This window comes from Nonomuraea sp. B1E8 (assembly GCF_039871515.1).
Lineage (GTDB): Bacteria > Actinomycetota > Actinomycetes > Streptosporangiales > Streptosporangiaceae > Nonomuraea.
In genome coordinates, this window is record NZ_JBDPLS010000011.1 from 112,803 (window position 1) to 127,720 (window position 14,918).

Consider the following 14,918-nt stretch of genomic DNA (forward strand, 5'->3'; position numbering starts at 1 on the left):
CGCCGGCTTCTGCGATGCTGGAATCGACGGGACGGCGCCGGGGAAGCCGGCGCCGGCCATCGGGCACGCGGCCTCCGTGGGGTGGTTTCTCGGTCGCGTGTCCCATGCGATCGGAGGCTCCCGGTGAACGCGGTGAGAAGATTCCGGTGAACGCGGGCGGAAAACGCCGGCTCTGGCAGCTCCGGAGCGTTTTCGGTGACGTCTGGAGCGCCGAGCTGTGGCCGCTTCCCGCGGCGGGCGTGCTCGCGGCGATCGGCCTCGGGACAGTACTGCCCCGTTTCGACGCCGACGTGGCGGACGAGCTTCCCGTTGACCTGACCGCCTACCTGTTCGGCGGCGGGCCGGAGGCCGCCCGTGCAGTGCTGTCGGCCATCGCGAGTTCGCTGATCACTGTCACGTCGTTGACCTTCTCGCTGACCGTGGTGACGCTACAGCTCGCCAGCAGCCAGTACTCCCCGCGGCTGCTGCGGACCTTCACGAGCGACCGGGTCGTTCACATCGCGCTCACGATACTGCTTTCGACGTTCGTCTACTCCGTGACCGTACTGCGTACGGTCCGCGCCTCGCTCGAAGAGCAGTCCGCCTTCGTCCCCCACCTGTCGGTGACCGTCGCGTACGCGCTCGTGGTGGTCAGCGTGATCACGCTCGTGGTCTTCCTCGCGCACCTGGCCAGGCAGATCAGGGTGGAGTCGCTGCTGCGCACGGTGCACTCGGAGACCCGGGTGACGATTCGGGAGAACACCGAAGTCGGCGGGCCTGTCGACTCCGCGCAGATCCCGTCGCTCCCAGCGGACGGGGTGGTGCCCCTGTGTGCCCGCTCGTCGGGCTTTCTCACCGCGCTGGACGACAAGGGCCTGATGGCCGCCGCCGTCGACGCCGGCGCCGTGGTGTTCGTCCATCGTCTTCCCGGCGACTCCCTGATCGCCGGCATCCCGGTCGCGGCCGCCTGGGCCCTCGACGGTGAGCGGCGGCTCGCCCCGGACACCGTCAGCGTCCTGGAGGAACGGCTCGCCGCCGCCGTGAGGACCGGGTACGAGCGCACCGCGACGCAGGACGTCGCGTTCGGCCTGCGTCAGATCGTCGACATCGCGCTCAGGGCGCTGTCGCCGGGCATCAACGACCCGACCACCGCCGTGCACGCCCTCAGCCACGCCTCCGCGTTGCTGTGCGAGCTCGCCGGCCGCGCCCTGGGTCCTCGCCTGCTGCGGGACGGCTCCGGCCAGGTGCGCGTCGTGCTCCGGGGCCCGGACTTCCCCATGCTGCTGGAACTGGTGATGGCCCAGCCCCGCCACTACGCCGCCGGCGATCCCGACGTGCTGACCCGGTTGTTCATGGTGCTGCGCGAGGTGGCCTGGTCGGCGCGGGAGCCCGAACAGCGTGCCGCCGTGGCTGAGCAGCTCGTACGGTTGGGAGCCGTGGTGAGCCCCGCCGAGCGGGCGCGGGCCGACATCCTGGCCAGATCGGTGTGGAAGGCGATGGAGGGCCAGTGGGAGAGCGGCCCTCATTGACCTGACAAAGACGGGTTCTCGTACCCGTGGGCCGACACACCGGCACCGGTCCCGCACCCGCCGGCGTACGGGCGAGGCCGGGCTCGGCTCCTGCGTAACAGGTTCGGCGGATTCGGGCTGGACCTCGGCTCAGACCCGCTCCACCTCGAAGAGCAGCGCCGACGCCGGCCGCAGCGTCGGCGCCGGCAGCCCGAGCTCGCCGAGCACCGAGCCCGGCAGCCGCACCGGGGCGGCGGTCCATCCAGGCAGCCCGGCCCCCTCGGGGAGCGGCCCGGCCACCCGCACGTCGTAGGCGGCCGCGGGGTCGAGGCCGGGCAGCCGCAGCGGGCCGGGCCCGATGGTGAGCCGGGTGGTGAGCTGCACGAACGCGAACACGCCGCGCTCGGGCGTCACCACGCCGTGCAGCAGCGCCGACGGGTCGGGGTGGTCGGCCCGCACCACCCGGCCCGCGTGCAGCACCGGGCGCAGCCGCTTGTGCAGGGCGATCCACGTGGCCAGCTCCTGGAGTTCGGCCTCGCTCGCCGAGGTCAGGTCCCACTCGACGCCCATGTGCCCGAACAGCGCGGTGGCGGCCCGGAAGGCCAGCGGCAGCCGCCGGCCGGAGCCGTGGTCCTTCGGCGCGCCGACGTGGCAGCCCAGCCGCTCCGGCGGCACCAGCAGCCCGGTCCAGCGCTGGATGGCCTGCCGGTCGAGCGCGTCGTTGCTGTCGGAGGTCCACACCCGGTCGGTGCGGGCCAGGATGCCGTAGTCGACGCGCGCGCCGCCGGACGAGCACGACTCGATCTCCAGCCCCGGGTGGCGGCGGCGCAGCTCGTCGATCAGCCGGTAGGCGGCCTCGGTCTGCGCGTGCACACCCGGCGCCCCGTCGTGCACCGGCTCGGCGATGTCGCGGTTGTGGTCCCACTTGATGTAGTCGAGCGCGTACTCGCCGACCAGGGTGTCCAGCCGCTCCAGCAGGTACGCGTACGCCTGCGGCCTGGCCACGTCGAGGACCTGCTGGTTACGCTGCGGCGGCGGCAGGCGTTCGGCGTGGCCGAGGATCCAGTCGGGATGCTCGCGGGCCAGGTCGGAGTCGGGGTTGACCATCTCGGGCTCGAACCAGAGCCCGAACTGCATGCCGAGTTTGCGCACCCGGTCGGCCAGCGGGTGCAGGCCGTCCGGCCACACGCCCTCGTCGACGTACCAGTCGCCGAGCCCGGCCCGGTCGTCGCGGCGGTGGCGGAACCAGCCGTCGTCGAGCACGAACCGCTCGATCCCGGCCGCCGCGGCCCGCTCGGCCAGTTCGAGCAGCCGGTCGAGGCCGTGGTCGAAGTAGGTGGCCTCCCAGTTGTTGAGGGTGACGGGCCGCACCTGCAGCGGGCCCCGCGCGCGCAGGTGGTCGTGCAGCCGTCCGCTCGCCTCGTCGAGCCCGCCGGCCGACCAGGTGAAGAACACCCGCGGCGTGCGGTAGCTCTCTCCCTGCGCCAGCACGACCTCGCCGGGCTCGAGCAGTTCGCCCGCGGCCAGCAGCGCCGGACCCTCGGGCAGGCGCTCGGCGTGGTGCAGGTGGTTGCCGCTCCAGCCCGCGTGCACCCCCCACACCTCGCCGGAACGGAAGCCGAACCCTTCGGTCCCGGCCACCAGCAGCCCGGTGCCGTCGTGCCCGGTGCGGCCCCGCCGGCTCTCCCTCGACCACACGCCGAACCCGAACGCCCGGCGCTGCGGCGCCTTCTCCATCGCCCACCGGCCGGTGAAGTCGAGCAGTTCCCCCGCCCGCGGCGGCACCGGCAGCGAGCAGGTCAGCCCCTCCAGCCGGTAGGGGGAGGCGGCGGTGTTGGTCACCGTGTGCCGCATCGTCACCAGGCCGCGGGCGTCCATGGCCAGCTCGCTCTCCAGCGCGAGCCCGGCCCTGGCGTCGGAGGCCGCGACGGTCACCGTGCCGCCCGCTCCGGGGGTGGCCGTCACGTCGAGCCGGTCGAGGCTCCAGCGGACCGGCCAGTGCTCGCCGGCCCGGCCGCCCGACAGGCCCGGCCTGCCGTACCAGCCGTCTCCCTGGGCGGGCAGCAGCGTCGGCGCGGGAGTCAGGGACGCCAGCACCGGCTCCAGCGCGGATCCGGCGACCGGCCCCAGGCCGGCGCCGAAGTGGAGCACGCGCGGCAGACCTGGACCGGAGCCGTCGAGCACCAGGGCGGCGCCCGCGGCGGAAAGGATGTGGGGGGACACGTCGGCCTCCTCGGCTCGGGGGGGCAGGCGCGGGCCGGCGCCTGGGGGGGTTCAGCGGTACGACGCTACCGGACCGCCTTTTGCCGCACCGGGACCGAGGGGCCTGGCGCGGGGGTTGCACGTCTGTCGAAATATGCGGAAATATCCGGCAGCCTTGCGCCCACCTCCCCCGGCTGGCCATACCGCTTCCGATCGATTAGGTTAGCCTCACCTAATTAAGATCGGAGAGTGCACGGGGATGACCGAGCCGTATCGCATGTTCGACGTACGGGTGGACCGGCTCGAGCGGTTGAGCCCGTCGTTCCTGCGGGTCACCTTCCAGGGCGACGATCTGCGCGTGTTCGCCGACAACGGCTACGACCAGCGGCTCAAGCTGATCCTGCCGGTGCCGGAGCACGGATTGGCGTACCTGCCGACCGGCCCCGACTGGTACATGCGCTGGCGGGAACTCGACGACGACAAGCGCAACCCAATGCGCACGTACACCGCCAGGCTGGTGCGCCCCGAGGCCGGCGAGGTCGACGTGGACGTGGTCATGCACCCCGACGGCGGCCCGGCCGCGCGGTGGGCGGAGAAGGCGCGCCCCGGCGACATCGCGGCGCTCTTCGGCCCCGACGCGCGCTACGAGGGCACGCACGGAGGCCTGGAGTTCCGCCCGCCGCCCGGCACCGGCTGCGTGCTGCTGGCCGGGGACGAGACCGCGGTGCCGGCGATCTGCGGCGTGCTGGAGCGGCTGCCCGCCGAGCTGGCGGGCGAGGTGCTGATGGAGGTGCCGGGCGAGGACGACGTCCTCCCGGTCGAGACGGCCGCCTCCGTCAAGGTGACCTGGCTGGCCAGGAACGGAGGCGAGCGCGGCGCGGACCTCGTCCCCGCCCTACGGGCCGCCGCCGGGCGGCTGCTGCCCCCGCTGCCCGTGCCCGACACCTTCGACGACGTCGACGTGGACGCCGAGGAGCTGTGGGGGGTGCCGCAGGAGGAGCCGCCGCCGTACGGGCCGCTGTACGCGTGGCTGGCCGGCGAGGCGTCCGTCATCAGGACCCTGCGGCGGCACCTGGTCGCCGAACGCGGCATGGACCGCCGCGCGGTGGCCTTCATGGGCTACTGGCGCCAGGGCCGCGCCGAGAACTGACGGCACACCGTCCCGCCTCGTGCGACGCGCCGCATGGCCGGGCTCATGCCCGAGCCCTCTGCCGCAGGCTCGCACGATGGGGCCACCGGTGCCGGCGACGCCCGGACGAGCCCGCACGGGCGAGATCAGTGGGACCCGCGCGAACCCCGTACGGCCGGATCAGGCCAGCCCGGGCGAGCCCGTACCGGCGAGCACGATGCGCAGGTCGTCCTGTGAGGGCGGCCGGGTCCAGGTCACCCCGGGCCCGCCGGAGGCGATCAGGCGCGGCAGGACCCCGCGCAGCAGCGCCTCGGGGGTGGCGTCCGGCTGCTTGCCGCGAGCCTCCCGGTAGCGGTCGAGCACCCGGGCCAGATCCAGCATCATCGTGTTGACGCGCCCGCCCGGCACGGGTGAAGCGTCCAGCACGGGCAGAGCGTCGAGCACGGACGGAGTGTCCGGCACGGACGAAGCGTGCTGCCCGAGCGGAGGGTCTGACACGGGCGGAGCGTCCGAGACGGGGGCTTCGTCTGCGCGGTCCTTGACCGCCGTCGTGGCGGGCCCGGCCGCCGCGGGCAGCGGCCTGCCGTTGACGTGCGCCGGTTCCCCGGCCTGCGCGGCGGACGGCTTGCCGAGCACGGCCACCTGGAGCGCTCCCATCGTCTCGTCGGCCGACCGGCTCACGACGCCCTCGGCCCGCGCGCCGCACACGATGTCACGCACCGCCTCGGTGAAGCGCGCCGGGTCCATGCCGTCGACCTCACCGCTCAGCCAGCCGGGACGCAGGTGCAGCACTCCCGGCCGCTCGGCCCCCGCCAGCCGGTCCATCAGCGCCGCCACCGTCTCCTGCGGGTCGTGCAGCGCGGCGTCCCCCCGGGCCGCGAACACGTCGGCGACGAGGTGCAGCGAGATGAGCCGCGGCGGGTCGTACGTCGTGAGCACTCCCTGCTCGCCGGCGACGGCCAGGCGGTTGCCCGCGTCGTTGTAGGCCCGCAGGCCTTCCATGAACGCCGCCTGGGCCTCCGGCGTGAGCCGGAGCTCCCAGCCCCACTTTCGCTCCACCTCGAACTGACCGGCGGCATCGCCACCGACCGCGTCCCTGCGGAGCCACCAGATCACCATGCCCACGACGATGGCGGCCGGCACTGCGATTGCGATCCACACTGTTCTGTACTTTCCCTCGTACCTTACCGAGTAGCAGCGTAGTGTGATCATGCCTGTCAAATCATACAATTTCCCTAAAATTCGGCTGGTCGTCTCCGGCACGAGAACAGCACCGGGTGGTGGCGCCGTTCCACGGCGACAGGCCCCCGCGCGACACCGTTCGCCACACGCCCGCCCGCGGTCTGCCGCCTCCGGCGAGCTCGCCCGCGCGCGGCCCGCACGGACGCCGGCGCGATGGCCGCCCGCCACCATCCCGGCGCCCTGAGCTGCCCGGCGACCCGCGAGACTTCGCCGGTCCTCCTTCTCCGGGCCGAACGACGCTGAAGGGCAGGGAACCCTGCATCTGGTAACCGGAATTGTTTTCCTCGGGATTTCTCTTTTCCCTCGAAACCCCGCAAGTCGCCTGAACATGCGGCGCTGAACCTGTACACTCCACCAGAAACGCGCGCGAAACTATGTGTAACACGAATACAGCATCCGGCGTGTACGGCAAGGGCGGGGTTCGCGCCACCTACGGGACGATTCCAGCCCTGGAAAGAACGCGGATGGACCCACTGCACCTGACCACCAGCCGCCACGACGGCACGGTGACCGTCAGCGTCTCCGGCGAGCTCGACATCGCCACCGCCGAGGTGCTCCGCGGGCGGCTGACCCGGCTGCTGCGGGAGGCCGATCGTGTCCGCAACGGCACGTTCAGCCTGGTCGTCGAGGTGAGCGGCCTGTCCTTCATCGACGCCGCCGGGCTCGGCGCCCTCGTCTCCGCCCAGAATCAGGCCATGAGCCAGGACACCCCGCTGCGCGTCACGGGCGCGCCGCCCTCCATGAGACGGCTCCTGCGCATCACCGGCCTGGACACGCACCTCACGTCACCTTGATGCGCCCCTGGCCGGCAGGTCAGCCGGAGGGCCGCATGCCGTCGCAGACCACGTCCGCCATCCGCACCCTGCCGCGCCTGGACCGCGCCCTCCGCTCGGCGACCAGGCAGCCTCTCAGCAGGTCGGCCACGTCCTGGCCGGTCAGGCCCGGGCGTACCGCGCCGGCCCGCTGGGCCCTGACCAGCAGCCGGTCGATCGCCGCGGCGACGTCGTCCTCCGGCGTGGAGCCCGGCCGTAAGGCCGTCCGCGAGCCGCTCTCCAGCAGGTCGCAGAGCGCCTGGTTGGCCGCGGCCTCATCGACGACCTTCGCGAACCAGCCGAAGAACGCCTTGCCCGGGTCTTCGGCGGTGGCCAGCCCGCGGGCGTCGGCCAGGAACCTCTCGATCCGCCCCAGCAGCACCGCCTCGAACAGCGCCTCCTCGGTGGGGAAGTGCCGGTAGACGGTGCCGACCCCGAACCCGGCCCGCCGGGCGATCTCGTCGAAGGAGATCGTCAGCCCGTCGCCGGCCAGGGCCTCCTGCGCGATCTGCAGCACCCGCTCCCGGTTGCGCCGGGCGTCGGCGCGCAGCGGCCGGACCGAGCTGTGGTCGTCGCCCATCAGACCCGGCGTGAGGACTGCCGCGCGACCCGGCGGGGACGCCGTCTCCCTGGCAGAGCTCCTGTGCACGCGGCGGGCAGGGCTCGGGTGTCGCCGGCCTCGGCTTGGGGACGCGAGAAACCGCTCCCACCAGGCACTGGAGGAGTCACGAGGGGAACCTGCCTTCAACACGGGGAGAGTCTCTCCACGCGGTCGGGCGCAAGCGGAGAGAACCTCGCGATTCTAGCGGGCGGCCGCTCCGGCGGCGAGCCGGGCCCGGAACCACGACACCCGCCCCGTAGGGCGGGTGTCGCGGGCCGGGGCAACCATCCGGCGGGTCAGGGAGGGGGTCAGCAGCGCACCGGGGAGCGGGTGCCGCGGACGCCGACGCGCTTGAGCCGGATGCGCTCCGGCACTCGTACCGGCTCCAGTTCCACCCTGCGCGCGCCTTCCGGCACGTGCCGCGGGTCATGCGTGATCATCAGCGTCGTACGACCTGCCATGAGCCGCCGCAGCGGCTGCATGATCTGCGCGGCCGTGGCGGCGTCCAGTGCGGTCATGGGCTCGTCGAGCACCAGCACGGGCGCGTCGCGCAGGATGGCCCTGGCGATCGCGATCCGCTGCCGCTGCCCGCCGGACAGGAGCCGTCCCCGCTGCCCCACCGGCGTGTCGTAGCCCTGGGGCAGCACCTTGACGAAGTCGTGCACGCCCGCCGCCTCGGCGGCCCTGATGACCTCGTCGAGCGAGGCGCCGGGCCGCCCGTAGGCGATGTTGTCGCGGACCGACCCCGAGAACATCAGCGTCTCCTGGTGCAGGATCGTGACGTTCTCGCGCAGCGACCGGCGCGTCAGGCCCCGGATGTCGGCGCCGTCCAGCAGGATGCGTCCGGCGTCCGGGTCGTAGAAGCGCAGCAGCAGCTTGGCCAGCGTGGACTTGCCCGACCCGCTGGGTCCGGCGATGACGACGACGTCGCCCGGCTCGGCGGTGAACGACACGTCCCGCAGGACCGGCCGCCCTCGTCCCGGATAGGCGAAGCCCACCCGCTCGAACGCGATCCGCCCGCTGCTCCTGCCCGCGGGCACGGCGTCGGGAGCGTCGGTGACGGTGGCCCCGGTCCGCAGGATCTCGATGACCCGGTCGGACCCGGCCGCCGCCTCCGACACCGTCAGGGCCAGCTCTCCCAGCCCCTGCACGGCCGGGTACAACATGGCCAGGTAGGCGGCGAAGGCGAGCAGGCCGCCGATGGTCAGCCGGCCGGCGGCGATCTCCCACGCGCCGAACCCGAGGATGACGATCAGGCAGACGGTCTCGATGACCTGCACGGCGGGGCCGTACAGGCCGGACAGCCAGGCCTGCGTCATGTTGGCGCGCAGCCAGTTGCGGCCCTCCCCGTGCAGGCGCCGCGACTCGGCGCCCTGCCGGTTGTACGCCTGCACGAGCGGCTGGTTGGCCAGCCCTTCCTCCAGGACGCTGTTCATGACGCCGTTGCTCTGGCGCTCGCGCGCCGCGGCGATCCTGAACTTGGCGGCGAACACCTTGGAGACCACCAGGAACGCCGGGATCAGGGCCATCGTGATCAGCGCGAGGTCCCACCGGATGAAGAAGGCGGCTCCCGCGAAGAAGATCACACTGGCGACCGTGGTGATGGCTTTGACCACACCGGATCCGACGAGCTCCTCGATGGCCTCGACGTCGTCGGTCAGGCGCGCCATCAGGTCGCCCAGCCGCCGCTTCTCCGAGAACTCCGGCGCGAGCGTCTGCAGGTGGGCGTAGACCCGGTCGCGCAACATCAGCAGGAACCGTTCGGCGCCGAGCGCGGTGATGTACGTCCCGCCGAAGGACGCCGCCCCCGCGATCGCGGCGAGGCCGAGCCAGATGAACGCCGGAGTCCAGAACGCCCCGAGTTCCTTGGTGGTGAGCACTTCATCGGTGATGTGACCGAACAGGCGGATCGCGGCGACCTCGCAGAGCGCGGCGACGATGGCGAGGACGACACCGGCCGCGAATAGGCGGCGCAATCCGCGAGTGTCCGGCCAGAACTCGCGGAATGTGCGGCGAATGGAAATCGCCGGAGCGAGCTCTCGGCCGGAGACAGAGAATGAGAGCCGGCGGCTGTGCCGCCGGCTCTCAGCGGGGCGGTTTACCACCCCCAGCCCCACCAGCGGCGACGACGGCATCCGCCGCACCAGCGGCGACGACGACGCCTACGGCATCCCCATCCGAGCTGGTGGCCGACCTGTGTGAACTGCGTGCTAGCCATGATTCCTCCCCCGTTGGCTAACTTGCACAAAACGGACACTAGCACCCTAATTGCGATATAGCACGGCATATTCGCCATTTAAAAGAGACTTGACCGGAGAATCCCGGCGAGAACGGCACTTCGCATCGCCGTTAAATCTCGTGTAAACGGGATAATTTCCTAGTAGGAGTCAGCCGAACGTCAAAGATGCTTCTGAGAACTGGTTCCAAGGAACAGGGGTGCCGATACTTTGGTTCGATGATCCGGCCGCCTCGGCCTGCGATCGTCGAGGCATGGCAATCCTCGGTGTGCTCCTCATGATCCAGGGCTTCGGCGGCCTCATCGCCGACTTCGTCTTCGACCGTCACTTCGGCCTGCTGCACCTGGTGCTCGACGGCTCCGCGCTGACGGCCGCCAGCGTCGTCGCCGGACTGCTCGGCCTGGCACTGACCGTGTTCGGCGGCCGCGCCGGGAAGTAGCCCGAACAAACAGCCCGAAGAAGCAGCCCAAGGAAGCAGCGCTGCGAAGCATCCCCGGAACGCCCGCGCGCCGGCCCGTACGGGGCTCGCGCGCGGGCGGGTGCTCAGGTGAGCGAGGAGTAGGCCACCACGCCGCGCCGCATGGCGTCCATGGCCTTGACCGACGTCTGCTTGATCTTGCTGCCCTGCGGCGCCGCGCTCCCCAGCTGGCCGAGCAGGTCCATCAGCTGCTTGACCCACCGTACGAAGTCGCCGGCCGCCAGTTCGTTGCCGTTGACGCCGTCCAGGAGCACCGCGTCGAGGCTGTGCCCCTTGGCCCAGCGGAACGCCGCCCAGGCGAAGCCCATGTCGGGTTCCCTGATCGTGGACAGCCCGTGGTCGGACTCGATGGCCTCCAGCTCGCCCCACAGCCGCGTCATCGAGGTCAGGGCGTCCTGGGCCCGTCCTGCCGGGATCTTGGGCCTGCGGGCGTCGTCGGCCGCCCGCGACTCGAACACGAGGGCCGACACGCACGCGGCCAGTTCGCTCGGGTCGAGCTCCTCCCACAGCCCCATCCGCAGGCACTCGGCGGTGAGCAGGTCGAGCTCGGTGTAGATGCGGCCCAGCCGGCGGCCCTCGTCGGTGACGGCCTCGCCGTCGAGATAGCCCAGCTGCTCCAGCACCGTGCAGATGCGGTCGAACGTGCGGGAGATGACGTGGGAGCGGCCTTCGACCCGGCGGCGCAACCCTTCGGTCTCGCGCAGCAGCTTGTGGTAGCGCTCGGCCCAGCGCGCGTGGTCTTCGCGCTCGTCGCAGCCGTGGCAGGGGTGTTGCCGGATGCGCCGGCGCAGCTCGTTGACCTCGTCGTCCTCCACCGCGTGGTCGCGGACCCTGGGCGGCTTGCCCAGGTCGCGGTCGCCGATCTTGGCCAGCAGCGTGGAGACCAGGTTGGCGCGCTCCTTGGGTGAGCGCCCGTTGAAGTTCTTCGGGATGCGCAGCTTCTCCAGCGGCTCGACCGGCACGGGGAAGTCGGCCGGGTCGAGCTTCTTGACCTGCTTGCCGATCGTCAGCACCAGTGGGCTGGGCCCGGCGCCGGCGGCGCGGCCGCGCGGGTTGCGGCCGGGGTCGAGCACGATCGCCAGGCCCGCCCTGCGCCCGCCGGGCACCCGGATCACGTCGCCGGGCTGCAGCGCCTCCAGCGACCGCACGGCGGCGGCGCGGCGGGCGGCGCCGCGCTGCCGGGACAGCTCGGCCTCGCGGTCGGACAGGCGGCGGCGCAGCGCGGCGTATTCGGGGAAGTCGCCCAGGTGGCACGTCATGGCCTCCTGGTAGCCCTCCAGCGCCTCCTCGTGCTTGCGCAGCTGCTTGGCCAGCCCCACGACCGCCCGGTCGGCCTGGAACTGCGCGAACGACTCCTCCAGCAGCGTGCGGGCACGCTCTCTGCCGAACTGGCCGACGAGGTTGACCGCCATGTTGTAGGAGGGCTGGAAGCTGGAGCGCAGGGGGTAGGTGCGGGTGCCGGCCAGGCCCGCCACCGACAGCGGGTCCATGCCGGGCTGCCACAACACCACGGCGTGGCCCTCGACGTCGATGCCGCGCCGCCCGGCCCGCCCGGTGAGCTGGGTGTATTCGCCGGGGGTGAGGTCGGCGTGGGTCTCGCCGTTCCACTTGTCGAGCTTTTCGATCACCACGCTGCGGGCCGGCATGTTGATGCCCAGGGCCAGCGTCTCGGTGGCGAACACGGCCTTTACCAGCCCGCGCGTGAACAGCTCCTCCACGACCTCCTTGAAGGCCGGCAGCATGCCCGCGTGGTGCGCGGCCAGGCCCCGCTCCAGGCAGTCGCGCCACTCGAGGTAGCCGAGCACCGCGAGATCCTCGTCGGGCAGGTGGGCGGTGCGCTCGTCGACGAGCTGCCTGATCTCGTGCCGCTCGCGCTCGGTGGTGAGCCGGATGCCGGCGTACAGGCACTGCTGCACGGCCGCGTCGCAGCCGGCGCGGGAGAAGATGAACGTGATGGCCGGCAGCAGCCCCTCGGCGTCGAGCTTCTCGATCACCTGCACCCGGTCGGGCGGGCGGGAGCGCTGCGGCCTGCCGTAGCCGCGCCTGCCCCGGCCCGCGGTCAGCCGCTCGGCGTCGCGCGTCACCCGCATCAGCGTGGGGTTGATGCGCGGCGTAAGGTCGTCGCTGACGAACATGTCGTAGACGCGGTTGCCGACCATCATGTGCTGCCACAGCGGCACCGGGCGGTGCTCGTCGACGATCACCGTGGTGTCTCCGCGCACTTCGCCCAGCCACTCGCCGAACTCCTCGGCGTTGCTGACGGTCGCCGACAGCGCCACCAGCCGGACCGACTCGGGCAGGTGGATGATGACTTCTTCCCACACCGCGCCGCGGAAGCGGTCGGCGAGGTAGTGGACCTCGTCCATCACGGCGAACCCGAGCCCGGCCAGCGTCGCCGAGCCGGCGTAGAGCATGTTGCGCAGCACCTCGGTGGTCATGACCACGATGGGGGCCTCGCCGTTGACGCTGTTGTCGCCGGTCAGCAGCCCCACCTTGGCGGTGCCGTAGCGCTTGACCAGGTCGTTGTACTTCTGGTTGGACAGCGCCTTGATGGGGGTGGTGTAGAAGCACTTGAGGCCCTGCTCCAGCGCCAGATGGACGGCGAACTCGCCGACGACCGTCTTGCCCGACCCCGTCGGGGCCGCCACCAGGACGCCGTCACCGGCCTCCAGGGCCCGGCAGGCGTCCAGTTGGAAGTCGTCCAGCGCGAAGTCGTAGAGGCCTCGGAACGATCTGAGAGCGGCCCCGTCGTCTCCGTGCTTCTGACGGAAGGCCGCATAGCGTTCCGCTGGCGTTGTCATACCGGCCAGCCTACCGAAATCGCCATTCCGGTCCGTCCCGCCGGGCTCGCGAGCCGGGCGCGCGGGCCCCTCGACCAGGCGGCTTTACAATGTAGATCTCATACGAGGACGCGTAACGCCCCAGGCCGGACCTCGCAGTGCGCCGGCACCGGCCCCACCCGTTCGCCGTCGGCGTAGGCGACGACATCCGCCGCCTCCAGCCGCACGCTGCGCACCCGCCGGATCGACACGGCACGATGACCCACGTGCGTGCCCCGGTAGACGCTCGGGAAGACCCGCAGGAACTCGGCCTTCGACACGGCGCCCAGCGTCACCACGTCCAGCAGCCCGTCATCGGGGCTGGCGTCCGGCGACACCCGCATCCCGGCGCCGTACGAACGCGTGTTGGCGACGGCCACCAGCATGGCCTCCCGCTCGATCACCTCGTCCTCGTCGAGCGTGACGCGGAACGGGATGGGGCGGAAAGACCGCAGTTCGTCCACCATCGCCACGACATAGCGCGCCATCCCCGGCGGCCAGGTGAGCCGGTTGGCGCGCTCGTTGACCCGCGAGTCGAACCCGCAGCACATCACCCCGGCGAACAGCTCGTCCGCCGGCCCCGCCACGACGCGGGCGGCGTCGACGCGCCGCGCTCTCATCCGCAGCACGGTCCTGGCGGCGGCGAGGAGATCGCCGCACGGCACTCCGAGCGCCGCCGCGATGTCGTTGCCGGTGCCGGCGGGGATGATGCCGAGCGGCACGTCCGTGCCCGCCACGGCCTGCACGGCGAGGTGCACCAGGCCGTCGCCGCCGAAGGCCACGAGCGCGTCCGGGCGCTCGGCGACGGCGGTGCAGGCACGGTCGAGGGCGTCGCCGGCGTCGTCGCCGACGATCACCGACAGCTCGGCCCCGCCGGCGCGCAGGCGGCGCGCCACCGGCTCCAGCAGGCGCAGGGTGCGGCCGCCGCGTGCGGCGGGGTTGACGAGCAGGGCGAGTTGAGGGGACACGCCCGGAACTTATCGCCTATCGCCCGGAACCGGAATCCTCTTCGGCGCGGGGGGTGCCGGGACCGTCGTCGAGCGGCGTGTCGTCCGCCGCCAGCGGCGAGGCCTCGTCGTCGTCCAGGTGACCGAACTCGCTGGCCGGGTTGCGCTTCTCCCGCAGGTACATGAACAGCTCGGCCGCCGCGAACAACACGATCATCGGCGCGGCCAGCGCCATCATGGTGATGGGGTCGCCGCCGGGCGTGACGATGGCGCCGAAGACGAACATCAGGAAGATGACCAGCCGCCGGTGCTTGGCCACCGCCTCGTGGGACAGCACCCCGATGATGTTGAGGAAGACCAGCAGCAGCGGCAGCTCGAACGACACCCCGAAGATCAGCAACATGATCAGGACATAGTCGAGGTAGTCGTCGATCGAGATGGTGGCGACCGAGCCGTCGACCGAGAAACTGAGCAGGAAGCCCAACGCGGTGTCCATGATGAAGTAGGACAGCCCGGCGCCCAGCACGAACAGCGGGATGGCCATCGCCAGGAAGAACACCGTGTAGCGCTTCTCGGTGCGGTAGAGGGCCGGGGTGACGAACGCCCAGATCTGGTAGAGCCAGACCGGCGATGCCAGCACCAGGCCGACCATCAGCGAGACCTTCAACGTGATGAAGAACGACGAGAAGATGCCGGTGTAGGTCAGGCTGCACTCGCCCGTGAGCTGACGCGACTGGGCGGTCGAGCAGTAGGGATCCTTGAGCACCGCCCACATCGGGTCGAAGACGATCCACCCGATGATCAGGCCCACCACGACGGCGGCGAACGCGATGAGCAGCCGGTTGCGCAGCTCGCGCAGGTGCTCCATGAGCGGCATCCGGCCTTCGGGATCGGGCTCAGGCTTGCGCTTGGGCCCCGACCGTTTCAGCAGCGCCATCACCAGTCCAGGGAGTGAGGAGGAGAG

The 14,918-nt window shown here is 71.7% G+C and carries 11 protein-coding genes; 4 read left to right on the top strand and 7 right to left on the bottom strand.

Going from position 1 to position 14,918, the window contains the following annotated elements; translation table 11 throughout:
* The first annotated feature begins 146 nt into the window (after positions 1 to 146).
* Complete coding sequence (locus tag ABGA98_RS31815) at positions 147 to 1,508, top strand: DUF2254 domain-containing protein (RefSeq protein ID WP_347622098.1); 1,362 nt, start codon at positions 147 to 149, stop codon at positions 1,506 to 1,508.
* A gap of 129 nt (positions 1,509 to 1,637) precedes the next feature.
* Here ABGA98_RS31815 and ABGA98_RS31820 read toward each other — a convergent pair whose 3' ends face one another.
* Complete coding sequence (locus ABGA98_RS31820; RefSeq protein ID WP_347622099.1) at positions 1,638 to 3,710, bottom strand: alpha-galactosidase; 2,073 nt, start codon at positions 3,708 to 3,710, stop codon at positions 1,638 to 1,640.
* Positions 3,711 to 3,948: 238 nt separating this feature from the next.
* On the opposite strand from ABGA98_RS31820, the gene ABGA98_RS31825 reads away from it, so the two are divergent.
* The gene (locus tag ABGA98_RS31825; protein ID WP_347622100.1) at positions 3,949 to 4,839 is read left to right on the top strand and encodes a siderophore-interacting protein; all 891 of its coding nucleotides are present in this window, start codon (positions 3,949 to 3,951) and stop codon (positions 4,837 to 4,839) included.
* 159 nt (positions 4,840 to 4,998) lie between these two features.
* On the opposite strand, the gene ABGA98_RS31830 is transcribed toward ABGA98_RS31825, so the two are convergent.
* A complete protein-coding gene (locus ABGA98_RS31830; protein ID WP_347622101.1) occupies positions 4,999 to 5,937 on the bottom strand; it encodes a hypothetical protein in 939 nt (312 codons plus the stop codon).
* Positions 5,938 to 6,524: 587 nt separating this feature from the next.
* Here ABGA98_RS31830 and ABGA98_RS31835 point away from each other — a divergent pair.
* Entirely contained in the window at positions 6,525 to 6,854 is a 330-nt protein-coding gene (locus tag ABGA98_RS31835; protein WP_347622102.1) for an STAS domain-containing protein, read from the top strand.
* A gap of 19 nt (positions 6,855 to 6,873) precedes the next feature.
* Here ABGA98_RS31835 and ABGA98_RS31840 read toward each other — a convergent pair whose 3' ends face one another.
* Both ABGA98_RS31840 and ABGA98_RS31845 read right to left on the bottom strand, forming a co-directional pair.
* Positions 6,874 to 7,452, bottom strand: coding sequence for a TetR/AcrR family transcriptional regulator (locus tag ABGA98_RS31840; protein WP_347622103.1), 579 nt, complete (start codon positions 7,450 to 7,452; stop codon positions 6,874 to 6,876).
* A gap of 329 nt (positions 7,453 to 7,781) precedes the next feature.
* The gene (locus ABGA98_RS31845) at positions 7,782 to 9,449 is read right to left on the bottom strand and encodes an ABC transporter ATP-binding protein (protein WP_347622104.1); all 1,668 of its coding nucleotides are present in this window, start codon (positions 9,447 to 9,449) and stop codon (positions 7,782 to 7,784) included.
* Positions 9,450 to 9,963: 514 nt separating this feature from the next.
* Between ABGA98_RS31845 and ABGA98_RS31850 the strand changes: the two genes are divergently transcribed.
* Complete coding sequence (locus tag ABGA98_RS31850) at positions 9,964 to 10,149, top strand: hypothetical protein (protein ID WP_347622105.1); 186 nt, start codon at positions 9,964 to 9,966, stop codon at positions 10,147 to 10,149.
* Positions 10,150 to 10,253: 104 nt separating this feature from the next.
* Here the strand turns inward: ABGA98_RS31850 and ABGA98_RS31855 are convergent, their stop codons facing one another.
* The 3 genes from ABGA98_RS31855 to tatC all read right to left on the bottom strand — a co-directional run bounded on the left by ABGA98_RS31855 (position 10,254) and on the right by tatC (position 14,891).
* On the bottom strand, positions 10,254 to 12,989 hold the full coding sequence (locus tag ABGA98_RS31855; RefSeq protein WP_347622106.1) for a DEAD/DEAH box helicase: 2,736 nt from the start codon (positions 12,987 to 12,989) through the stop codon (positions 10,254 to 10,256).
* A 98-nt stretch (positions 12,990 to 13,087) separates the two neighbouring features.
* The gene (locus tag ABGA98_RS31860) at positions 13,088 to 13,975 is read right to left on the bottom strand and encodes a YegS/Rv2252/BmrU family lipid kinase (protein WP_347622107.1); all 888 of its coding nucleotides are present in this window, start codon (positions 13,973 to 13,975) and stop codon (positions 13,088 to 13,090) included.
* A gap of 16 nt (positions 13,976 to 13,991) precedes the next feature.
* A complete protein-coding gene (tatC, locus tag ABGA98_RS31865) occupies positions 13,992 to 14,891 on the bottom strand; it encodes a twin-arginine translocase subunit TatC (protein ID WP_347622108.1) in 900 nt (299 codons plus the stop codon).
* Positions 14,892 to 14,918: the final 27 nt, after the last annotated feature.